22 protein-coding genes and 1 pseudogene are annotated in these 21,930 nt (G+C 36.6%); 15 read left to right on the top strand and 8 right to left on the bottom strand.

Annotated features, from left to right (window positions below; genetic code table 11):
* The first annotated feature begins 156 nt into the window (after window positions 1-156).
* The 3 genes from MKY13_RS09365 to MKY13_RS09355 all read left to right on the top strand — a co-directional run bounded on the left by MKY13_RS09365 (window position 157) and on the right by MKY13_RS09355 (window position 3,366).
* The gene (locus MKY13_RS09365) at window positions 157-1,509 is read left to right on the top strand and encodes a TraB/GumN family protein (protein WP_339216732.1); all 1,353 of its coding nucleotides are present in this window, start codon (window positions 157-159) and stop codon (window positions 1,507-1,509) included.
* Between the two features lie 107 nt (window positions 1,510-1,616).
* Window positions 1,617-2,135, top strand: coding sequence for a sigma-70 family RNA polymerase sigma factor (locus MKY13_RS09360; protein ID WP_339216730.1), 519 nt, complete (start codon window positions 1,617-1,619; stop codon window positions 2,133-2,135).
* Window positions 2,122-3,366 (top strand): hypothetical protein, encoded by a 1,245-nt coding sequence (locus MKY13_RS09355; protein WP_339216728.1) that lies wholly within the window; start codon window positions 2,122-2,124, stop codon window positions 3,364-3,366. The genes MKY13_RS09360 and MKY13_RS09355 overlap by 14 nt, the downstream gene beginning before the upstream one ends.
* A gap of 79 nt (window positions 3,367-3,445) precedes the next feature.
* Here MKY13_RS09355 and MKY13_RS09350 read toward each other — a convergent pair whose 3' ends face one another.
* Window positions 3,446-3,784 (bottom strand): GlpM family protein, encoded by a 339-nt coding sequence (locus MKY13_RS09350; RefSeq protein WP_191699416.1) that lies wholly within the window; start codon window positions 3,782-3,784, stop codon window positions 3,446-3,448.
* A gap of 266 nt (window positions 3,785-4,050) precedes the next feature.
* Between MKY13_RS09350 and MKY13_RS09345 the strand changes: the two genes are divergently transcribed.
* From MKY13_RS09345 to MKY13_RS09310, 8 genes are all read left to right on the top strand, one after another.
* Window positions 4,051-4,857: an AraC family transcriptional regulator gene (locus tag MKY13_RS09345; protein WP_339216726.1), complete on the top strand. Its 807-nt coding sequence runs from the start codon at window positions 4,051-4,053 to the stop codon at window positions 4,855-4,857.
* Between the two features lie 165 nt (window positions 4,858-5,022).
* Window positions 5,023-5,961: an ABC transporter substrate-binding protein gene (locus MKY13_RS09340; protein WP_339216894.1), complete on the top strand. Its 939-nt coding sequence runs from the start codon at window positions 5,023-5,025 to the stop codon at window positions 5,959-5,961.
* Window positions 5,962-6,092: 131 nt separating this feature from the next.
* Window positions 6,093-7,103, top strand: coding sequence for an iron ABC transporter permease (locus MKY13_RS09335; RefSeq protein ID WP_339216724.1), 1,011 nt, complete (start codon window positions 6,093-6,095; stop codon window positions 7,101-7,103).
* The gene (locus MKY13_RS09330; protein WP_339216722.1) at window positions 7,093-8,115 is read left to right on the top strand and encodes an iron ABC transporter permease; all 1,023 of its coding nucleotides are present in this window, start codon (window positions 7,093-7,095) and stop codon (window positions 8,113-8,115) included. Before MKY13_RS09335 ends, MKY13_RS09330 begins: the two co-directional genes overlap by 11 nt.
* 6 nt (window positions 8,116-8,121) lie before the next feature.
* A complete protein-coding gene (locus MKY13_RS09325; RefSeq protein ID WP_339216720.1) occupies window positions 8,122-8,907 on the top strand; it encodes an ABC transporter ATP-binding protein in 786 nt (261 codons plus the stop codon).
* A gap of 9 nt (window positions 8,908-8,916) precedes the next feature.
* The gene (locus MKY13_RS09320; RefSeq protein ID WP_339216718.1) at window positions 8,917-9,648 is read left to right on the top strand and encodes an alpha/beta hydrolase-fold protein; all 732 of its coding nucleotides are present in this window, start codon (window positions 8,917-8,919) and stop codon (window positions 9,646-9,648) included.
* A gap of 451 nt (window positions 9,649-10,099) precedes the next feature.
* Entirely contained in the window at window positions 10,100-10,354 is a 255-nt protein-coding gene (locus tag MKY13_RS09315; RefSeq protein ID WP_339216716.1) for a hypothetical protein, read from the top strand.
* 53 nt (window positions 10,355-10,407) lie between these two features.
* Window positions 10,408-10,662: a hypothetical protein gene (locus tag MKY13_RS09310; RefSeq protein ID WP_225231117.1), complete on the top strand. Its 255-nt coding sequence runs from the start codon at window positions 10,408-10,410 to the stop codon at window positions 10,660-10,662.
* 47 nt (window positions 10,663-10,709) lie between these two features.
* Here MKY13_RS09310 and MKY13_RS09305 read toward each other — a convergent pair whose 3' ends face one another.
* From MKY13_RS09305 to MKY13_RS09280, 6 genes are all read right to left on the bottom strand, one after another.
* Complete coding sequence (locus tag MKY13_RS09305; RefSeq protein ID WP_191698918.1) at window positions 10,710-10,967, bottom strand: translation initiation factor 2; 258 nt, start codon at window positions 10,965-10,967, stop codon at window positions 10,710-10,712.
* A 22-nt stretch (window positions 10,968-10,989) separates the two neighbouring features.
* Window positions 10,990-11,643: an HAD hydrolase-like protein gene (locus MKY13_RS09300; protein ID WP_339216713.1), complete on the bottom strand. Its 654-nt coding sequence runs from the start codon at window positions 11,641-11,643 to the stop codon at window positions 10,990-10,992.
* 1 nt (window position 11,644) lies between these two features.
* On the bottom strand, window positions 11,645-12,121 hold the full coding sequence (locus MKY13_RS09295) for a DUF5412 family protein (RefSeq protein ID WP_339216711.1): 477 nt from the start codon (window positions 12,119-12,121) through the stop codon (window positions 11,645-11,647).
* 182 nt (window positions 12,122-12,303) lie between these two features.
* Window positions 12,304-12,831, bottom strand: a complete 528-nt coding sequence (locus tag MKY13_RS09290; RefSeq protein ID WP_339216709.1) for a YceI family protein — start codon at window positions 12,829-12,831, stop codon at window positions 12,304-12,306.
* Window positions 12,832-12,959: 128 nt separating this feature from the next.
* Window positions 12,960-13,562, bottom strand: a complete 603-nt coding sequence (locus MKY13_RS09285) for an FMN-binding negative transcriptional regulator (protein ID WP_339216707.1) — start codon at window positions 13,560-13,562, stop codon at window positions 12,960-12,962.
* Between the two features lie 9 nt (window positions 13,563-13,571).
* Window positions 13,572-14,087, bottom strand: a complete 516-nt coding sequence (locus MKY13_RS09280) for a GNAT family N-acetyltransferase (RefSeq protein ID WP_339216705.1) — start codon at window positions 14,085-14,087, stop codon at window positions 13,572-13,574.
* 612 nt (window positions 14,088-14,699) lie between these two features.
* On the opposite strand from MKY13_RS09280, the gene rsgA reads away from it, so the two are divergent.
* The 4 genes and pseudogenes from rsgA to MKY13_RS09260 all read left to right on the top strand — a co-directional run bounded on the left by rsgA (window position 14,700) and on the right by MKY13_RS09260 (window position 20,276).
* Window positions 14,700-15,761, top strand: coding sequence for a ribosome small subunit-dependent GTPase A (gene rsgA / locus MKY13_RS09275; RefSeq protein WP_191698924.1), 1,062 nt, complete (start codon window positions 14,700-14,702; stop codon window positions 15,759-15,761).
* 106 nt (window positions 15,762-15,867) lie between these two features.
* The gene (locus MKY13_RS09270) at window positions 15,868-16,500 is read left to right on the top strand and encodes a hypothetical protein (protein WP_191698925.1); all 633 of its coding nucleotides are present in this window, start codon (window positions 15,868-15,870) and stop codon (window positions 16,498-16,500) included.
* A gap of 427 nt (window positions 16,501-16,927) precedes the next feature.
* A pseudogene (gene cls, locus MKY13_RS09265) lies at window positions 16,928-18,357 on the top strand (cardiolipin synthase).
* A gap of 122 nt (window positions 18,358-18,479) precedes the next feature.
* Window positions 18,480-20,276, top strand: a complete 1,797-nt coding sequence (locus tag MKY13_RS09260) for a M3 family oligoendopeptidase (protein WP_339216702.1) — start codon at window positions 18,480-18,482, stop codon at window positions 20,274-20,276.
* Between the two features lie 49 nt (window positions 20,277-20,325).
* On the opposite strand, the gene MKY13_RS09255 is transcribed toward MKY13_RS09260, so the two are convergent.
* Entirely contained in the window at window positions 20,326-21,384 is a 1,059-nt protein-coding gene (locus MKY13_RS09255) for a nucleoid-associated protein (protein ID WP_339216700.1), read from the bottom strand.
* Between the last annotated feature and the right edge of the window lie 546 nt (window positions 21,385-21,930).

Raw genomic sequence — 21,930 nt, 5'->3', positions numbered from 1 at the left:
ATATTTATAAAAAATTATGATACAATTATTGGGTGAAATATAATTTTAGAATGTATTCAGGTAGAGTTATAGAGCGACTACAAACTAATAAAGCTATTTCATATATTCTATTTTGAAAAAGCGATTTCATAATCGTTTTTTAGGAGGATGTTAACAATGAAAAAGTTTACGAAAACGGCTATCGCAACAACATTAGGAACAACTTTAATGTTTACAACAATTATGCCAGCCGTTAAAGCAGAACAGGTTACACCCGATATTAGTAATTGGGCAATCCAAACATTAAATGATGGCGAAAAGTTCGGCATTTTCCCGATTGAATGGTATTATGATGGCTTTCGATCCACTATTTCTACTGAACGTTTAAATTCATTAATGACATTAACAGAAAAGAAAATTGCAGGTTTAAATTTAGCTAAAAATGAAGCATTTACACCACTAAAAGTTACTGGCGATAAAACACGCGGTGATATCATTAATCAACTATATAATATTGTCGCACAATACGATTTGAATGTATCAGAAGATGCGGTTAAATATATGCAGGAGCGCAAAGTACTGCAAGGGTCTGAAAGTGGATTAATGCTGGATGCTAAAGCAACGACACAGCATGCTGTCATTTTTGCTGTCCGTTTAATTCAAGATACTTTCGAACAGGCCAATGCAGGTGCAAAAGGGGTTGCCTGGGTAGTAGAAGACGAAGATACAAAAGTATACTTATTAGGCTCTATTCATGTAGGTACACCGGATTTACATCCAATGCACAAAAAGCTTACGAATGCCTTTAAAGACTCAGATGGTCTATTTGTTGAGGTAAACTCATTGGACCCATCCGGTTTAGATTACTATATGGAAAAAGCGATGTTTACGGATGGTCGCACAATTAAAGATGTCGTAAGTGAAGAAACGTATGCAAAACTGGAAAAAGTTGCAGAGCAATTGGGAATGCCGATGGAAGAGTTAGCATTACAAAAACCTTGGTTTATTTCAAGTAATTTTTCATCAATGGCGCTTGACGGAGTGTTTGGTTTAACACCGGAGGAAATGGCGATGCATGGTGTAGATATCCAATTTATACTAAGTGCTTATTTACAGCAAAAGCCTATTTATGAGCTGGAAGGTATGAATGCCCAAGTTGATATGTTTGATGGCTTGTCTCAGGAATCACAGGAACAATCCCTTGTTGAGGCCCTTGATAGCATTTTAGAACCAGCTGAGCAAACAGATGAAGATGTTAAAATCATGGCCGACTGGTTTACGAACTGGGTCAATGGCGACATTGAAAAATTTGCGGATAGCTTAAAAGAAATGAATGAAGATACTTCAGAATTTAACGAAATGCTTTTCGGCAAACGTGATGAACAAATGGCTGACAAACTTGTAGAAGTACTGGAAAAACAACCGGGTACTTTCTTTGTCGTAGTTGGGGCAGGTCACTTTTTAGTAGACAAAAATATCCGCTATCATTTAGAGCAAAGCGGATATAAAGTAAAACCGTTTTATCAATAATATGATCAGCACGGAGTTTGTTTACGAAAGTAAATGCTCCGTGTTTTTTTATATTTTCAACCTAGCCATATTTACATTCGTTATTATAGTAGAAAGGAGTGAAATGAGTGGATGAGCAACAACTTAATTTATTGATGCAACAACATACAGCAAAGCTTTTTCGCATTGCCTATTATTATTCTAAAAACTTACATACAGCCGAAGATATTGTTCAAGATGTTTTTATTAAATTTTATGAAAGAAAAATGGACCTCGATCCCACTTCAGTGGAACGCTATTTGATTACGATGACAACAAATAAATCAAAAGATTATTTAAAAAGTTGGCATTACCGAAAAATCATTTTGCAGGAAAAATGGCTTCATACATCTTCTCATAAACATACTGATGCATTAGTCGTACAGGATGAGGAGCAGCTCATAAGTGAGGCTGTACTAAGCTTACCGTTAAAGCAGCGCGAAGTAGTAGCCTATTATTATTTGGAAGGTTATTCAGTGAAAGAGCTGGCAGAAATTTTAAATTTAAATGAAAACACAGCAAAATCAAGACTTGTAAAAGGCAGGGAGTTATTAAAGGATAAGTTACAGTCAATGGAGTGGGAGGTGTTAAAAAATGACACGTTATAAACTGAAAGAGTTGAAAAATACGTCACTGCATGAAGAGAAAATTCAACAAGCCGTACAAATGAAAATTCAGCAAAGAAAACCGAAACGATTTGTTCATATTACGTTAATTACAGCTCTAATTAGTACAGCCATTATAATTTTTGTAATGAATCAATTGAATCCAGAGCAAAACCGGCTTCAAGCGACTGAAACACCAACTCTTTTAAATATATTCCATGAAATCGATGGTACAGGTGTTGCTTACAGTGAAAACTTTAGGGAACAGGATATGCAGCATATCCGGTCATTACGCTATTACAGGGAAATTCCATTAACTGATTTTTTGAATAAGAGCGGCGTCACTTTTCCAAATTTACCGCAGCCATATGTTCGGGAAAACGGAACGGTCATTGCAGTAAATGACGGATTCTTTACAGAGCTGCAGTTTCATTTTAAGTCGGAAAATCATTTTTTAAATATTTCAATTGCTCCATCGTGGATTAACCCTGTAAATGTTGAAGAGCTTCAACAAAACTTAGTCGATGCAGCCGGCAATCCATTAGAGATAGAACAGATTAACGATTCTACAGCAATTGTGAAACAGAAGATAAATAATGGTTCAGGGCTCGTATATAGAAATTACTTTTATAATGAAAAGAGTGATGCTATAAATGTGATGACTAGTTCAGCAAACGAATACTACAGCTATCATAATGGATTGATTTATCATATTGGCTACAGTGAAACGGCACCTGTTGACGAACAGCTGATGGATGAATTCGTAAAGGATTTTATCGTCAATAACGAAATTCGTACGTTAAATTTAGAGGAAGCAACAATTGAGGACAATTGGTTGAATCGCGGCGGAAAGACAATGCTCATTTGTCTGCTTATTTCGATTGTGAGCTTTAGTATTTTACATGTTCTGTTGAAAAATGCCTCGAAAAAAAGTACGAAAATTATATGGTCCATTGTTTGGGTGGTGCTCCATACACCAATATTAACGTGGCTCGTTTCATTCAGTACAGGGATCTTATACGGCAATGGCTTTGCTGTGGCAGGCATGCTTCTAATAAGTTTTCCATTACTATTAATTATAGGTTTGTGTATTATTTTACCGAATAACAGAACATTTAGAGGACAGTTAATGCTGTTGCATATACTCATTTATTTATTCACCTTTAGTTGCTCTCTATATGATGAAGTAAATCGACCATCCTCCACAGAACAAATAGAGAAATCTTTAAAATAAAAAAGACTATAAACAAACACTTATTAAGAGTTTATCTATAGTCGATGCTGCATAGGGAAAACTATGCAGCTTTTTTTTATTATGCTTGGATAAATGCTAAAACCGGCTTGCCAATCAACATAAAAATAACATAGATTGAAAGCGCACTAAGAACAGCTTGGCCGGGTTTCCAGTAACTCGAAAAATAAAACACGAGCGCGGTAAACAAAACCATTCCTACAGCTCCAAAAATAGCGTTTTGCTGCACAATGTGAAAGGTTTCATCCGTCATATTTTTCATCTGCAGCCGCATATTCAGTAACGTTAAAATCGGCAAAAGCGTAATGACTCCAGATAAAAAATGCAAGTTTGAACGACTTAGCCATGTAGCTAGCAACATGACAGTACCGCCAATGATAAACTGGATTAAATAAAACACGATCCCCATACCTCTATTCCATTAAAATATAATAAATATAAATCATTATTTCTAAAGTATCAATATCAATTTTTGAAAATAGAATCAATTAGGAAAAGTGAGATTTAATGTGATGGAAAGGAGCTTTTTACCTACATATTTTTCTGTATCAATCGATAATTTCACTCTTTTTTCTAAAATAGGTTGTACTGTCACAGCATAGTAGTGTACCCTTATCGAAAATGATTATCATTTGCATATGGTGATCTTAGAAATAGAAGGGTGTGATGGCAATTCAAACAAACGACTTAATAAAATACTTTGCTAATACAACAATACAATATGAAGATTTATTCGTTACAAGCTTAGGTGTGAATGCACATGATCACAGTCGAAACACGGCACCACTTTTAAATGGACTCGTGATAACACTATCAGGAAGTGCGAATTTTTCATTGAATGGGCAAGTGTATGCTTTACATAAAGGGGTTATTTTACACGCGGGACCGAATATGGAAATTGATATTTTAGTTACAAGTCAGGAACCGTGGCATTATACGGTTATTCATTACAAATCAATGAACAGCACTCAATCAATTAAAACAGGTCATTTTGAAATCGTTACAGGTCAACACCATAAAATGGATTATCTTGTCCAACAACTGATTCACTTTGAAAAAATACCCGGTGATTTGAATAAGTTGAAGTGCAAATCTTTATTTTTGCAGCTTATAGAGTTCATCGTCATATGTGCAAAAATGCAAACATCAAACAATGTCGTTGATCAGGCCATTACATTTATGACTGAACATTATACATCATCTATTTCCATTGCAGATATTGCAGAAGAGGTAGGGTGTGATCGTCGACGTTTAGCTTACTTCTTCGACAAGCAAATCGGGATGTCACCAATTCAGTTTTTAACAGAATTTCGTTTGAAGCAAGCGAAAGAATTATTGCGAACAACTTCTATACCGATTAAGGATATTGCTGATTTAGTAGGTTATCAAGATGCGTTTTATTTTTGTCGTGTATTTAAAAAACAATATGAGCAAACGCCGACTAATTTCCGAAAACAATTTTATAGCGATTAAGCAAAAGTCCATTTCTATTGTAAAAAACTCCATTTACGTACATACAGCCGTTTGATAACATCAGATTTGTAAATAAAATGATAATGATAATCGTTATCAACAAATCAGGAGGAACTAATTGTGAAAAAATACCGTACGTTAGTAAGTGCCGCGGCGTTGGCCTTAATGCTAGCTGCTTGTAATGCAGAAGAAGAGGTGGAATCATCTGAAGCTAATACAGAGCAAGTTTCTAAAGATGATCAATCTGTAGCTGATGAGGCAACTGTACAAAAAGTATCTTATTTAGGGAACGACTACGATGTGCCAGCGAAAGTAGATACGATTATTGCTGCAAGTTTAGAGGCGATGGAAGATGCTGCAGTACTTGGTGTTAAACCTGCAGGCGTTATTTCAAATGATGGTAAGACAATGCCTAAATACTTGGAAGCTGATTTAGCCGGAGCAACGGTTGTCGGTTCGAAAAAAGAGCCGAATACAGAGGCAATGCTTTCTTTAAACCCGGATGTAATTTTAGGGACAAGCAAATGGGATGAAGCGCAAATGACAAACTATAACAAAATCGCGACAACATTCCCGTATTCGCATATTTCTACAAACTGGAAAGAAAATCTCCTGTTATTCGGACAATTAGCGGGTAAGGAAGCAGAAGCGCAAAAAGCACTGGAAGACTATGAAACAACTCTAGCCAATACGAAAGAAACTATTGCCAGCAGTGATTTAAAAGATAAAAAAGTGTTGATTATCCGAGTACGTGGCGGCTTGGCGGTATACCCAGCAGGTGTTTATTTAAACCCTTCCATCTATGAAGATTTTGGTTTTAGTGTCCCAGAAGAATTAAATGCAATCGAAGCACAAACGGTTATTACATATGAAACATTAGCTGAGTGGAACCCGGATATGATTTTCCTGCAATATGCAGATGATGAAAATAAAGAAACGCCAGAATTATTAAAAGAGATTTTGGATAACCCGATTTTCAGCAGTACAACTGCCGCAAAAACGAATAATGTGCATGTCAATCTGATTGATGCAATGGCACAAGGGGGAACAGCCTGGTCAAAAATCAATTTCCTAAAAGCGTTTAATGAAAACGTATTAAAATAAGCTGGATTCACTTAAAGCGTTTGCTTGTATGGGTAGTTAGAACTACCTCATAAAAAGTGGGTGCAGGGGGCTGTCCGAAATGATTTCCGGGCAGCTTCTTTCTTTTATTTTTTCAAAGGAGGCCATTATTTTTGAAAAATTCCTATAGGCATTTCATTTTATTTTCAATAATAATGCCAATTTTAATAGTAATTGTGGCAATTCTATCGATCTCAATGGGTACGAAATCGATTCCAATTGAAACGATTATAGAAGCAATTATCCAATATGATGAAGAAAATATAGATCACCAAATTATTTGGTCAGGACGGGTTCCACGAGCGCTTGCTGTCTTATTTGTCGGTGCATTTTTAGCAGCAGCTGGTGCCCTTATGCAGGGAGTTACTCGAAATTTTCTTGCCTCGCCATCGATAATGGGTGTAACAGATGGTTCTGCCTTTTTCATAACGATGGCATTCGTGTTTTTACCGGGTCTATCAAGCTTTAATTTAGTATTGCTATCAATGCTTGGCTCACTGTTTGGCGGTGCACTCGTTTTTTGGTTTGCTTCCATTATCAAAAACGGGTTATCCCCTGTAAGATTAGCCATTATCGGTACGGTAATTGGTACATTTATTAGCAGTATAGGAACGGCAATCGCCATGTACTATCAAATCTCACAAACGGTCACAATGTGGTATAACTCGAAAGTACATATGGTTGAAATGGAGTTAGTGTTTTTATGTGTACCGATTGGATTAATTGGGCTTATATTAACGATAGTATTAGCTCGTGCTGTTACAATAACCGCACTTGGTGAAGATGTGGCGGTTGGCTTAGGGCAAAATACGCGTACTGTAAAAATACTTAGCATGCTAGCTGTTGCCATTTTAACGGGTACCGCCGTAGCTCTTGTCGGAAAAATTGCATTTGTTGGGTTAGTCGTTCCGCATATTGTACGAATGTTAATGGGGGTAGATTATCGCGTAATTATTCCTTGTTCTGCCGTGGTGGGCGCATTCTTCTTAGCCGCATGTGATTTAATTAGCCGATACATAAATTTCCCATACGAAACTCCAATTGGCGTCATTACTGCAATCATTGGCGTGCCATTTTTCTTATATTTGATTCGTCGAAAAGGCGGTGAAAAATATGCAGCATAAAAAATGGTTGTTTATGAGCGGTACATTAATACTTCTCCTTCTTTTAGCTATGTATATTCATTTAACGAGCGGTGCATTTGCAATGACTACTCCGGAAGTTATTAAAACATTGCTGCGTATTGAGTCAACAGCGCAATTTGATTTAGTAATATTTGATTTTCGTTTGCCTCGAATTATAACAGCAGCATTAGTTGGAATGGGTCTTGCTATGGCTGGTGTCGTGCTCCAGGGAATTACTAAAAATGCACTTGCTGATCCCGGCATTATTGGAATCAATGCAGGGGCGGGTTGTGCCATTGTAATCTTTATGTTCTTTTTCCAGGTGGAATTAGTAAACGTTGAAATAAATAGTGTGTTAAAAATATTGATTGTCCCGTTATTTGGTTTCGTAGGAGGCGCCATTGCAGCTGCTATTATTCTGGCCATTTCGTATAAACAAGGACGTATGGATATGCAAAAGCTTATATTGACGGGTATTGCGATTAATACAGGTTTTAGTGCAATCACCCTTTTTTGGTCGTTAAAAATGGATGAGGGAGATTATCAGGCTGCAGCCATTTGGATGAATGGCTCGATCTATAATTCCAATTGGTATTTTGTAAGTGCGATGCTTCCATGGCTTATCATATTGGGGATCTATATTTATAGAAAGGCCTATTTGCTCGATTATTTTCAGTTGGAAGAAGAGACGGTTTTGAGTCTAGGTATTTCACTTGAAAAAGAAAAAGTGAAGTTATTACTTGCAAGTGTTGGCCTAGTAAGTGCGTGTGTATCGGTTTCCGGCAGTATTGGGTTTATTGGATTAATGGCACCGCATATAGCGCGCCAGCTTGTCGGAATTCATCACAGGTATATGATGCCGGTAAGCCTTTTTATAGGGGCTATTTTACTTGTGTTTTCAGATTATATTGCCAAAACGGTATTTTCGCCTGTGGAGCTTTCAGTTGGTATTGTCGTGTCCCTCGTTGGCATTCCGTATTTCTTATATTTACTAGTAAAATCGAAAGGGTGAGGCTTTATGTATGCATTTCAAGTCGAAAGATTAACTACAGGGTATGAAAATACGCGAATTATCGAGAATTTAAATGTATCAATTCAAACAGGGAAGATTACGACGATTATCGGACCGAATGGCTGCGGAAAATCTACTTTCCTGAAAACGATTGGGCGCATTTTAAAAAAGGAATGCGGTGATATTTTCCTTCAAGAGGAGAATATGAATACGATGTCTACAAAGGAAATAGCAAAAAAACTTGCCTTATTAGCACAATCACCTGCTGCTCCAGGGCAGTTAAAAGTACATGAGCTGATTGCTTACGGTCGCTATCCACATCGGAAAAATGTTGGGCGTCTTACGAAAGAAGACATAGATAAAATTAATTGGGCGATGGAAGTGACACATACAGAGGAGTTTCGGGACCGAGAACTAGCGGCATTATCCGGAGGGCAACGTCAACGAGTTTGGCTGGCGATGGCATTGGCACAAGAGACGGATATTTTACTGCTGGACGAGCCGACAACATATTTAGATATGGCACACCAGCTTGAAGTGTTGGAAATTGTGCAGCAGCTCAATAAAAATTTTGGTTGTACTATTATTATGGTGCTGCATGATTTAAACCATGCGGCACGATTTTCGGATGAACTCATTGTTATGAGAAAAGGCAAAGTGCTTCATACCGGCACACCAGTGCAAATAATGACTACAGAAGTTTTAAAAGAAGTTTTCCAAATTGATGCTAAAATTATAGTCGATACGGAGCATCAAGTGCCAGTCTGCTTTTCTTATAATTTAATGAAATAGGTGAATACAATGCAATCAAACTATAATAACTATCCTTATATATTGGATATTTATGTACCGGACGAAGCTCCTCCTGCAAATGGCTTTTCTGTGATTATTGTGTTGGATGGAACACGCTATAGTAAGCTATTCCATGAAACAGTAACAAACCAAATCCGCAATCGTATGAAGACGAACATAGAGCCTGCAGTCATTGTAGGAATTGGGCATCAGGAACAAGATATTCCAAAACAGCGATTTTATGATTTTACCGCCCCTGCAGCAGAGTATCATTTTCCAGTGCGCCGAGGTAGAGCAATGAAAGAAGTACCGGCTGGCGGCGCGGAATATTTCATGGATTATCTTATGCATCAAATTATCCCGATACTTCTTGAAAAATACACGATAAACAAAAATAAAATCTCCATTTATGGCCATTCATTAGGTGGACTGTTCGTGCTGTGGAGCTATTTAACTTATCCTAATGTATTTTTTAAATATGCTGCAATAAGTCCATCGATTTGGTGGAATAACCATGAGATAGTAACCCGATTGAAACAAGTAGAACATAGTTATACTGCGCCTTTATATATATCTGTAGGGGGCAATGAAGGCGATATGGTAGTCGATGCCGAAAGCTTCTATACAAAAGCAATTCAAAAGGGAATTAACAGTGAGTTTTTTATAGCAGAAGGTGAAAATCATGCATCGGTCATTCCAACGACATTAAGCCGAGTTTTACGCTTTTTAAAATCAAACTGATTGAAAGAAAGACCTTTCTTAAGGCTAAGATAGATTGTCGACAAACTGTCTCTAGAGAACAATTTGTTCAATCGTATTTATTTAAAGTGATGGCTAAGTTGATTGGAGTGGAGGGACCGTGACTCCACCGGGAATAAGCACGCGCGGAAGATCCACTAAATTGTGCCTGCCGTTATAGGCACAATTTAGTTAGCTGGAGCCGTGCCCGGGGAAAGCATCGGTCCCGGAATGGAAATCAACGGTTCAATGCTAAACAACACATTTTAAGAGTCTGTCAACAGTCTAAGCCTTTCTTTTAGAAGGCTTTTTTTATTGTCTTAACTAATCACAAAAACGTATTAATTGTACAGCTAGTTATGCAAAATGTTTTTATACAGCTTATTAAGGGAAAAGATAAACTACCAAGCTCCTAACATTGTTTAGGGACTTCTGAAATCAGTAGGAGGAATGCATGATGGGAAACAAAGAATTTGAAACGAATAAAGAATCATACAACCGATTACCGGATGAACGAGACGATCGAAAAGTGAAAAAGTTTGATGAGACAAAGCATGTAAATGTTCAAAATGAATCAATAAAAGATGACCTATTATTAAAGACAAATAAAGAGTCTTATAATCGCTTACCAGATGAGCGTGATGATGAAGAAATGGAAAGCTACGATGAACGAAGTCATGTAGATGGTAATGAGGAAAAAAAAAACTAGAAACCGTTAAGGAGTCGTATAACCGATTACCGGATGAACGGAATGATGAAGAAATGAAAAATTATAACGAACGAAGTCACGTAGAAGCACCAGAGCAAGATAAAAGTATTGTAACCGTTAAGGAATCGTACAATCGATTACCGGATGAACGGAATGATGAAGAAATGAAAAATTATAACGAACGAAGCCATGTAGAAGAAGTTCAGGATAAAGAATTGATAACTGAGAAAGAATCCTATAATCGCCTGCCGGATGAACCAGTGCAGGAAACTTCTGTCCATGAACAATATAAAAGCGGAAATGCTTAAATTTCAAAGGCATCGGGTGAAATATTCCCGATGCCTTTAATATGCTGTTATTTATTTTTCATCTGATACCAACTAAATATCATTGCAAGGAAGCTAACACTAAATAAAATACCTCCAATGACTAGAGAAGCGTTTGCGTAGCTCGTCTTCATGAAAAAATATTCCTCGGTATCCATGATCCCGCCATTTGATTGAAGCCAAACAGAGCCGAAAGCATTTGCGAAATGACCATTAAATACAATGAATACTATACCAATAATTGCAAAAATCATGCATAATTTTAGTAAATCATTGTTTTTATTCATTCCATACACCTCACTTCCATTTTTAATGCTGTCTATCTATAATATCAAGAATATGTATAAACTGTTCTACAATAAAGTGAGCCTTTATTATTTCGTCAAGTTGTGCAAAATCAAAGTTTACTGCTATAGATGTTAAATTGTTATCGATTGCTGCATTGATATCTGAGGCACGGTCGCCGATAACATAGCCACTGTTTATTTGCTGTTCTTCCATAATGTGCTGAACTAAAGAGGATTTATTATTTGTAACAATACAGTCAATGCTGTAAATTCCTTTAATCCATCGATCTAAACGGTACTGCGCTACAATTGCCTGTAAATAAGCCGTTTGTCCATTACTCGCAATATATAAAGGATAATGTTCACTCAACTTTTGTAACGTAGGGAGAACATCCGGATATAATGCACCGTTTCCTCGCTGTATTTGCTCAATAAGCGCTAATTGAAAATGGTCATTACTTTGTTCGCGAACTTCGTTGGAATGATTCGGACATAAAGTTTCCCATACGACATTTAATGGGACGCCCATTATTTGACGGTACTGTTCGATAGGTGTATCACCTGACCAAAGTCCGTTTACACGTAAATATTCAAAAGTCTTTTTCAATGCGGATTCTAAAATAAGATTCGTTTGAAATAATGTTCCATCCATATCAAAAATGATTGCTGTTTGCATTTTATCTTCCTTTCTCCGGTACTTGATAACCGAAAGTGTCTCCGTTTTTTAAATTCAGTTCATGACCATTAATTATAACAATGTCATCTGTAAGCCACTGAACATTCGCTTCTTCTCCATGCCGTTCATAATAAAGCTGCTTTTTAAAGCCTAAAGGACCATCAAGTTCAGCACGAATACCGAACGTTCCCATCGCACCTGCATCAAATGCATAAAAATCAAGTGTGTAATGTCTGTTTGGTGAATTGGAAGTGAATAAATGTTCTGCACCACCAACTGAAAAAATGAGGATTTTTAATGCAAAATAAACTAGAATAAGTCCCGTGAAAATAAAGGAAATTGTGTTAATGAAAATAGCGATAATTTTTTTAGAGAGGTTAAGCTGTTTAAACTCTTTTATTAGAATATAAATGACTATTACAAAGCAAATGTTCAGTACAATCAGGGTCATATTGGAATATGTCCATAATGTATTCATTATCAAATAAAAGCAAAAAAACAAAAATGCAATGCTTGAACAAAATATCGCAACCGCCGAATAAAAATTACGCAAATAAGCACCTCTCATATGGAAAATAATGTTTTAAATGAGGACGGCAATAGGGGAGGAAGGTTGCACAAAAAAGCAACCGACCAAAAAAGGGTGCGGTTGCTTATAAATTATTGTGCTGGGTTTAACTCAAGCTCTAATTTAATTTTAATATCTTTACCTACTAACACGCCACCAGTTTCAAGAGCGGCATTCCATGTTAAGCCGAATTGTTCACGGTCAATTTTTGCTTTTCCTTCAAAACCGTAAACCTCTACGCCCCATGGATTTGTCCCTTTACCGCCATATTCCACATCAAGTACAACCGGTTTCGTTACATCCTTAATTGTTAAATCGCCTGACACTTTATAATCGTCCCCATCTTTTGTAATGCTTGTCGATTTAAATTTAATGTCAGGGAACTGCTCAATGTCAAAGAATTCTGTTGATTTCAAATGATTGTCTCGATCATCATTGTTCGTCGTAATACTTGTTGCATCAATTGTAATATCAATGTTTGCTGATGTTAAATCAGCTAAATCATCCGCTTCAATATCTGCTGAATAGTTAGTAAACTGTCCTTTAACTTTTGAAACCATCATGTGCTTAACTTCAAAACCTATTGATGAGTGTGCCGGATCGATTTGCCATTTTGCCATGTTAAATTCCTCCCAACTATTATGAAACTCCAAGACAATCTTTATCTTGAATTCGAGATAAATTTACCATATTAGGATAAAAGTGTCAAATCATTCATCCAGGTAAAAGTTAAATATTTTAATAGCGACTAGTTTTCCTTCATTAATTTTGCAATTTCCGCATCAAATCCGTTATTTCTCTTTAATAATTCTTCAATAACAAGTCCTTGTCGCTCCTTTGAATGACCTTGGCTTAACTTTGCGACAGCTTCTATAGAAGTAATGTGAAGTTTAAAAGGCACAATACCCTTTAATAAGCTGTTCATATAATTCGAATCAACCGCATTGACGTCGTATGTACTATTTGGAGTTTCGTACTTATCAATTAAATGATGCAATGATAAACGGATTTCTTCTTCATCTTTTAAAAATTCAATAGATCCATTCACATGAACCGCTACATAATTCCAAGTAGGCACCGAATCTTTCGTTTCATACCAGGAAGAGGAGATATAACTGTGCGGACCGCTGAAAATTGCCAGCACCTGCTGACCTTCAATGTCTTTCCATTGAGGGTTTGCACGTGCAAAATGTCCGTATAAGTATTGATGATCTGCACTTAAATAAAGCGGTAAATGCGTTGCAGAAGGCACACCATCATGCATTGAAACAAACGATGCAAAACTATACTCTTTAATAAACTGACGAATTTTTTGTTCATCTTTTAATAGGTATTGCTTTGGAATATACATTTTTTCGCCTCACAATTGTTTTGTCATAATAAAATCGATTTGCTCGTCTTCACCCATAAAAAATGAATGAGTGCCTGTTTTTTGAAAGCCAACTTTTTCGTAAAACGCAATGGCATTCGAATTTTGTTCCCAGACACCAAGCCAAACTTTAGTTTTCTGCATGTGTAGCGCAATTTTCATTGCCTCTTCCATTAAGACTTTCCCTAGACCTAATTTATGAAAACGGCTTAAAATATATATTCTTTCAATTTCTAAGTAGTCAGGTCCCAATTTTTCTGATTGAGCTTCATCGGTATTCACTTTTAAATACCCTGCAAGCTCCTCATTTACAAAAAGCAGCTTAAATAGCGAGTGTGGATTTTGAAGCTCGGCTGTTAGTTTTTCAGTTGAAAAAGCTTCGTCTAAGTAAGTGGCCATATTTTCCGTATTATTTTGATCATGAAATGTTTCATAAAACGTATCACGGCCTATCGATTGCAAGTCTGTTAAATTGTTTGTAGTGCATTGTATTAGTTGAATGTTCATATGTAGAATACCTCGCTTTAAATATTTTTCCTCTATAGAGAAAGCCTTCTGGCAGTCAATACTGTTAAAAAAAGAACGGTAAAAATAAATAGAATAGAAAAGAAGAAATTGATTATTGTTGAAGAAAACGAAACCAGTGAATTAACGATAGTAAATAACACGATAAAATACACAATAAAAATTATAGTTGAAAAAACCCATTTCCTCATCGATAAAACACTCCTTCCGATTTTGTTCTATCTGAATTGTTTCATAAATTTCTAAAACATTCAATTTATTTCAAACCAATTTACCGAAAGCTTGAAGCGTTATATTAGTGAATTATTTTAAAATTTTCTGTAAAATTATATTGACATAAATTACTATAATTTGTTATAGTTGTATTAATTATTGAAGGAAGATGGTGATGACAATGACAAAATTACATGAGATTGAAACGATGCAATTGAGCTTGTCATATAACATTCGCCACCTTTGTGCCTTCTAATATAGAAGAGTCACGCTTCTTCACTGTGCGTATGAGACCTTATGACGGGCAAAATTGCTGGTCATAAGGTTTTTTTGTTTGCCTAAAAACAATACAATACTATACGCCATTAGGAGGCAATTTCATTGAATTTACAACAACTTGGATTTACACAATATTTTGAAACACAATTACAAACTTTAACGTTTGACCGGGCAACAAGATTAGTTGGACGTATTATTTTAGAACATAAGCATTCATACCGGGTTTTAACAGAACAAGGTGAATTTTTGGCAACAGTATCCGGAAACTTTGCTTACCACGCCTTTTCCAGGAAGGATTATCCGGCAGTAGGGGATTTCGTTATAATCGAACAAATGCCGGGGGAAGAGCGCGCCATTATTCATCATTTATTTGACCGTAAATCAAAATTCACAAGGAAAATGGCAGGCTTAGAAGTCGATGAACAAATTGTTGCCTCAAATGTGGATTATATTTTACTTGTCATGAGTATGAACGCAGATTTTAACGTCCGTCGCCTAGAACGCTATTTAGTGGCAGCATGGGATTCAGGTGCGACACCGCTCATTGTTTTAACAAAAGCAGACCTTTGTGAAGATGAAAATGCGCTTATAGAAGCAGTGCAGTCTGTCGCATTCGGTGTAGACGTTTTAACAGTAAGTGCGGTTACAGGCGAAGGGATTTCAGCATTAAAGGAATTTTTGACAGAAGGAAAAACAGCCGCATTATTAGGCTCATCCGGTGCAGGAAAATCCACTCTTACAAATGCATTATTGAATACTGACCAAATGAAAGTATCCGATATCCGTGAAGACGATGCGAAAGGGCGTCATACGACAACACATCGTGAGCTCGTAGTTTTACCGTCCGGGGCATGCTTAATCGACACACCGGGTATGCGTGAGCTGCAGCTTTGGGATCAAGGAGACAGTTTATCAGCTAGCTTTTCCGATATTGATCAACTGGCGGACAATTGCCGCTTCAGGGACTGCAAACATAAAAATGAACCGGGTTGTGCGGTTATACAAGCAGTAGATGATGGTGCACTTGATTCATCGAGACTAACAAGTTACTTTAAACTGCAACGCGAGCTCGCATATATTGAGAAAAAGGCAAATACCGATGCTCAGCTTGCAGAAAAACGCAAATGGAAGCAGGTCTCAAAAAGCATAAAGAAAATGAAATAAGACAACAGGCAGATGTACATAGAAAGTGTGCATCTGCTTTTTTAATCCATGGATTGAATAACATTATTACGCTATAATAAATGGAGTAAATAAAAGAGGTGAAAAAATGATAAATTGGGTTTATGTAGTAATTTTAGGCTTAGCAGTAGGTTTTCTAAGTGCCATGTTTGATTGGCCATTTGTAGTATCTATCTCCATAATTCTAGTTTTTGGTCTTTGTTCAATTGGCTATATGTTTTACATTGCATACGCTTCTACAAATTTGGCGAAAATCAGAAAATATATTGTAAAGCATAAAAAAGATCCAGTAATGAATTACATACACACGTTGGAAGTCGGTACAAAAGAACAGGAAATCGAAGCAATGGAAAAAATCATTGGTCACTATAAACAACCGGTTATTAAAAATACATATGAAATGAATCGTGCAATTCGTCTCGACGATTTCGAACGTGCTCAATACTACGCAGATCAATTAATGGATAATCAGAATGGTCCATATGGTAAAGCATTAATTGCCGCAGTAGCCGGAAATCGGGAAGAAGCTAATAGTTATTCCTTGAAGTCCGAATGGATGAAGTACGGGATTGAAGCACAATTAGCATTAACAGAACGTAATTTAGAAGCATTTGACCATTTTGCACGACAGTCCGTTGAAGCGGCAAAAGGACTTCAACGATACTCATTATACTATAGCTTTAAAAAAGCAAAGATGGAGTATGAGATGGAGAGTAAATAAAGAGTTCTTCTAGATGCGTTAACAGGAACAAGTTGTTCAAATGTAAAGGAATTAATAAGTTGATTGGAGTGGAGGGACCGTGACTCCACCGGGAACCACACGTGCGGAAGATCCACTAACTTGGGCCTGCCGTCGTAGGCACAAGTTAGTTAGCTGGAGCCGTGCCTGGGGAAAGCATCGGTCCCGGAACGGAAATCAACGATGTCTAGATTCAATTAATTTTAAAATAAAAAACTGTAAACAAACACTATTTAAGAGTATGGCTACAGTCTGACCGCTTACTAATACAGTAAGCGGTATTTTAGTGTTAGGACGAATAAATAAATTTTGGCTTACATGTCTTGATTTCTAAATTTGAGGGAATAGTTAATGACTTGAAAAAACTGCAAACATTTTACAAGTAAAAAGAAGAAATGAGGTGATTTTAATGACACTTTTAGGTTTTTTGATGGTTACTGTGTACCTTTTGAATATTTTATTTGCACTCATGCTAATATTTATCAGTCGTAAAAGTGCTTCATCAACATGGGCATGTTCTTGCCGGTTATTGGGTTCATTTTCTATTTATTATTGGGACGAAATTTACAAAAGAAGCATTTCGTTCGCTGGCATGCTGTTCAACAGGAAGAATCTATAGAGGCTTTCCAGGATCAGCATACCGCTCTTGCAGAAGGAACATATGAATTTCCAAACGAGATTACAAAAAGGCATCAAGGGTTAATAAAAATGAATGTCGATTACAATCACGCTTTATTAAGTTCTAAAAATGATGTTGCGATTTTAGCTGAAGGGAAAGAAAAATTCCGCTCTGTCATTGAAGATATTGAAAATGCGAAACAAACGATTCATATTCAATATTACATTTACAAAATGGATGAGGTCGGAAAAAGTATTTTTAATGCGCTTGTTAAAAAAGCTAAAGAGGGCATTGAAGTAAAAATGATTTACGACGATTTAGGTTCACGTACTTTACGTAAAAAAGACTTAAAGAAATTGATGGATGCCGGTGGACAAGTAGAAGCTTTCTTTTCCTCGTATTTGAAATTATTCAATCCTCGAATTAATTTCCGAAATCACCGAAAACTCATTATTATAGACGGTCGGATTGGATATATTGGCGGTTTTAATGTCGGTAAGGAGTATGCCTGTCTTGATGACGAAATAGGGTATTGGCGAGATACGCATTTACGTATAGAAGGCAATTCCGTATACAATATGCAGGCACATTTTTTATTTGATTGGCATCAGGCGAGAAATGAAGAACTGAAGGTCGAGCAAAGATACTTCCCCTCATTTACAGTCGATGCGGACACACCCGTCCAAATTGTATCGAGTGGACCGGATACAGATTTTGAATCCATTAAAAACACTTATATTCGCATGATTTTAAGCGCTAAAAAATATGTTTATATTCAAACCCCTTACTATGTACCTGATGAGGCATTTTTGCATGCAATTCAAATTGCTGCCTCCTCAGGTGTAGATGTGCGCATTATGACGCCTGAAAAAACAGACCATCCCTTCGTATATGGCGCCAATTCAGCATACGGTGGAGACCTGCTTGAATCTGGTGGAAGGGTATATCGTTATAAAAAAGGATTCCTTCATGCAAAAATGCTCGTAATCGATGATGAATTAGCAACAATCGGTACTGCAAACATTGATGTCCGAAGCTTTAGTCTAAATTTCGAAATCAATGCGATTTTATATGATGAACGGTTTGCGATTAAGTGTAGAGAATTATTTGAAGCAGATATAAAAGATAGTTTCGAATTAACAAAAGAGCTATTTGAGAAACGAAAAACATGGACTAGAGTCCGTGAATCAGTGTCACGTCTGTTATCTCCAATATTATAAATGGAAAGCTAGTCTATTAGGCTAGCTTTTTTTATTTCATAAACCGAAATATTTTCGAGCAATTTTATTCATTTTTTAGTAAAATAAGAATTGAACTACAATTCAGAAAGCGGGGCAATACTATGAAAAACGTAAAATATCCTGAAGTTTGGGATTTAGATGTATTTTTCGAAGGTGGTAGTGCATCACCACAACTAAAAGAACATATCGAAAATTTAAACCCTAAAATGGATGTATTAAAAGAAATGGTTGAAAAATTCGATGTTCCTACAAATACAGATGCAGCATTATCTATTCAATCCATTTTAGAAAATATTAAAGAAGTAATGATGCATATATCACAGGCGGGTGCTATGCTTTCTTGTTTAACGGCACAGGATACGACAGATCGTGAAGCGCTTTTATTACAAGGTCAGCTTTCGGGTATTTCAGCTAACTTCTCTCCAATTATGGAAAGCTTTAATCAAAAGCTCGGTAAAATCGACGAATCGACTTTCGACGAATTACTTCAAACAAATGAATTATCACAATTTGAGTTTATTTTAACGGAATGGCGTGAAAAGTCGAAGGAATCACTATCTGAAGAAGAAGAAGCGCTAATTTCTGCTTTAGGTGTAGATGGCTATAGCTCATGGGGCCAGCTTTATAACATGCTGATCGGTGATATTAAAGTCGAAGTCGAAGTAGACGGCGAAAAGAAATTAATGTCGGTTGGACAAGCAAATAACTTAAGCTCTCATAAAGACCGTGCAGTTCGTAAAGCTGCATTTGATGCATTAGAGGAAGTATTTACAGACCGTGAAGAGTTCTTTGCTAAAACTTTAAACCATTTAGCTGGCTTCCGCTTAGCAGTATATAAAAAGCGCGGCTGGGATTCTGTTACGAAAGAGCCTTTACAAATTAACCGTATGAAGCAGGAAACCATCGATGCGATGTGGGGAGCTATTACGTCACGCAAAGCAAAATTTGCGGATTATTTAACACATAAAGCAACATTATTAGGTAGCGATAAATTAGATTGGTTTGATTTCGATGCTCCTGTAACGGATTCAACAGCAACAATGTCTTACCAAGAAGGCGCTGAATTTATTCTTAAGCATTTCGGTCGTTTCGGCTCGGAAATGGAAAGCTTTGCGCGTACTGCTTTTGAAGATGGGTGGATTGAAGCGGAAGACCGTGACAATAAACGTCCAGGTGGCTTCTGTACAGGAATGCCATTATCAGAGCAATCACGTATTTTCATGACATATTCAGGTTCAATGTCGAACGTTTCAACATTAGCACATGAACTTGGTCACGCATTCCATTCATATGCACTGCGTCCGGTTCATCCATTAAACCGTCGCTATGCAATGAATGTTGCCGAAACTGCTTCAACATTTGCAGAAATGATCGTAGCGGATGCAGCGGTTGAAGAAGCATCAAATGAACAGGAAAAGATCGCGCTATTAGAAGATAAAATCCAACGTTCAGTAGCGTTCTTTATGAACATTCATGCTCGTTATTTATTTGAAACACGCTTCTATGAAGAGCGCAAAAAAGGTATCGTATCTTCTAAGCGTTTAAATGAATTAATGGAAGAAGCACAAATCGAAGCTCATGGCGGAGCACTAGGTGAAACACACCCACACTTCTGGGCATCAAAAATGCATTTCTATATTACAGGCGTGCCGTTCTATAACTTCCCGTACACATTCGGCTATTTATTCTCTTTAAGCATTTACGCAAAAGCAAAAGAAGAGGGCAAAGGGTTCGAGGAAAAATATATGGCATTACTTCGTGATACAGCGGTAATGACTGTAGAAGATTTAGCAATGAAGCATTTAGGTGCAGACATCACGACTGAAGATTTCTGGTTAAAAGGAATCGCACTTTGTGAAAAAGATGTTGAAGAATTCATTGCATTAACTTCGAAGTAAAGAACAAAAAAAGTCCTTTCTACATTTTTTGTAGAAGGGACTTTTAATGTTATAGCGGTTTTTTATGCAAAGTAAAATCAATCTTATCTGCTTCCCGGATTGTTATTGTATAAGTACCATTCACCTGATCATGGTGCACGTCAATATTTTCAAGACGCTTATCATAACGGAATAACACTTCACCCTCCCCGGATTTATACACAACATGTAAATCATCACGCTTCACTTCAAAAGTAGGGGTGAAGTCAGGGTTACGGTCTGTAAACTCATCAATAAATAATTTTGCACCTTGTTCAACAAAGTCATTACGATTCTCAGGAGGAGCAATGGCTTCATATATATTATGTACAGATGCATCTAGCTCAATATATTTGCCATTTTCAAATTCCTCATCAATCACTTTTTGGAGATGGGGTGTTTGTTCTTCATTGATCGATTCCGCAATTTTCTCATATAATTCCTTCATCAGCATTTTAGTTTTCTTCTTATCTGATGCGATCGGTGTAGCCTGTAAAAAAGTCTCCATGAAAAATTTCGCTGGCTCGCCATCTGATTGTCTATCAAGCACATAAACGTTTTCTTCAAGCGGATTATAATTCATGCGAATGAGCGCACATTTTTGCACACGGCTAGAAGCGTCAGGTAAAATATTATCAATTGTATTTAAATTTAACGTTTCCAAATCAATTTGTACGGCTTCTTTCGGATCGAGCTTTAAAAATAAAATATAGGGCTCATCAATAATTTCAATATGTGCCACAAACACAGAGCCATTACTATTTGAAACGTTTTGCATAATTTGATATAGCTTATTCGATAAGTCGTTCGCTAAAGATATAAAATGGGTGTCATCCGGATATTCTACATAGCGATTAATCTTTGTAATAATATCATTATCGCGGTCTAAAAATTTACCTGCAACTGACTTAGGACTGTTCAAAGTCGCATCTATATATGATTCAAAAAAGTTGCTGTAAACTTCTGATTGTATTGCAGATAAATCCATCGTTTGACTGGCAGAGACGAAACGGCTTTGTTCCATATCAAGCAATGTTACAGCGATACGTTTCATTTGAATTGCCAATGTTGTTTCTACTTCATTCATCATTCACTAACTCCTTTTAATTCCGATTTTTCAAGTATAACGGACATTGGATTGTTTTGCACGAACGAAACAGATTTTACAAAGGGGAACATATGTGTTATTATAGTTAGGTGCTATTGTAGATAGTGCTATAAATGAATTGGCATTTCTGCTAGTGTTTTTGAAGATACTTATTCACACTGGCGCAAGCTTAAGGGCTGCAAGGACATAGTAGCAGGTTGGGACTATGTTGCTTAAGTTAGAGAAGATTAGTAGAATTTTACCGCGGTTAAAACTGGAGCTATGCTACTCCGAATAAAATAAAATTCCCCGGACGATCGGGTTGAGACTTTCATTTATTTATATTGCTATCTATTAAATACTAAAGGGGTTCCCAAGCTATATTGGGAGCCCCTTGTCCAATTTATAAGGTAGTTTTGGAAGCGTAATTGTGAAATAAACGGAGAAATTCCGTTTATTTGCCGATAATTTTAAAAAACAGCCAAAATAGACGGAGAAATTCCGCTTATTTACTTAAAAAACTTGAATTTAGGTGTTATTTTCATGAAT

The organism is Solibacillus sp. FSL W8-0372 (assembly GCF_037969735.1).
Taxonomy (GTDB): domain Bacteria; phylum Bacillota; class Bacilli; order Bacillales_A; family Planococcaceae; genus Solibacillus; species Solibacillus faecavium.
The sequence above is the reverse complement of the archived record's forward strand: the minus strand, read 5'-3'. Positions and strand labels throughout refer to the sequence as shown.

Coding starts and splice junctions, on each gene's coding strand:
- MKY13_RS09365 (WP_339216732.1), top strand. CDS start 157: ATGAAAAAGTTTACGAAAACGGCTATCGCAACAACATTAGGAACAACT.
- MKY13_RS09355 (WP_339216728.1), top strand. CDS start 2,122: ATGACACGTTATAAACTGAAAGAGTTGAAAAATACGTCACTGCATGAA.
- MKY13_RS09345 (WP_339216726.1), top strand. CDS start 4,051: ATGGCAATTCAAACAAACGACTTAATAAAATACTTTGCTAATACAACA.
- MKY13_RS09340 (WP_339216894.1), top strand. CDS start 5,023: ATGCTAGCTGCTTGTAATGCAGAAGAAGAGGTGGAATCATCTGAAGCT.
- MKY13_RS09330 (WP_339216722.1), top strand. CDS start 7,093: ATGCAGCATAAAAAATGGTTGTTTATGAGCGGTACATTAATACTTCTC.
- MKY13_RS09325 (WP_339216720.1), top strand. CDS start 8,122: ATGTATGCATTTCAAGTCGAAAGATTAACTACAGGGTATGAAAATACG.
- MKY13_RS09320 (WP_339216718.1), top strand. CDS start 8,917: ATGCAATCAAACTATAATAACTATCCTTATATATTGGATATTTATGTA.
- MKY13_RS09315 (WP_339216716.1), top strand. CDS start 10,100: ATGATGGGAAACAAAGAATTTGAAACGAATAAAGAATCATACAACCGA.
- MKY13_RS09310 (WP_225231117.1), top strand. CDS start 10,408: ATGAAAAATTATAACGAACGAAGTCACGTAGAAGCACCAGAGCAAGAT.
- MKY13_RS09305 (WP_191698918.1), bottom strand. CDS start 10,967: ATGAATAAAAACAATGATTTACTAAAATTATGCATGATTTTTGCAATT.
- MKY13_RS09300 (WP_339216713.1), bottom strand. CDS start 11,643: ATGCAAACAGCAATCATTTTTGATATGGATGGAACATTATTTCAAACG.
- MKY13_RS09295 (WP_339216711.1), bottom strand. CDS start 12,121: ATGAATACATTATGGACATATTCCAATATGACCCTGATTGTACTGAAC.
- MKY13_RS09290 (WP_339216709.1), bottom strand. CDS start 12,831: ATGGCAAAATGGCAAATCGATCCGGCACACTCATCAATAGGTTTTGAA.
- MKY13_RS09285 (WP_339216707.1), bottom strand. CDS start 13,562: ATGTATATTCCAAAGCAATACCTATTAAAAGATGAACAAAAAATTCGT.
- MKY13_RS09280 (WP_339216705.1), bottom strand. CDS start 14,087: ATGAACATTCAACTAATACAATGCACTACAAACAATTTAACAGACTTG.
- MKY13_RS09270 (WP_191698925.1), top strand. CDS start 15,868: ATGATAAATTGGGTTTATGTAGTAATTTTAGGCTTAGCAGTAGGTTTT.
- MKY13_RS09260 (WP_339216702.1), top strand. CDS start 18,480: ATGAAAAACGTAAAATATCCTGAAGTTTGGGATTTAGATGTATTTTTC.
- MKY13_RS09255 (WP_339216700.1), bottom strand. CDS start 21,384: ATGATGAATGAAGTAGAAACAACATTGGCAATTCAAATGAAACGTATC.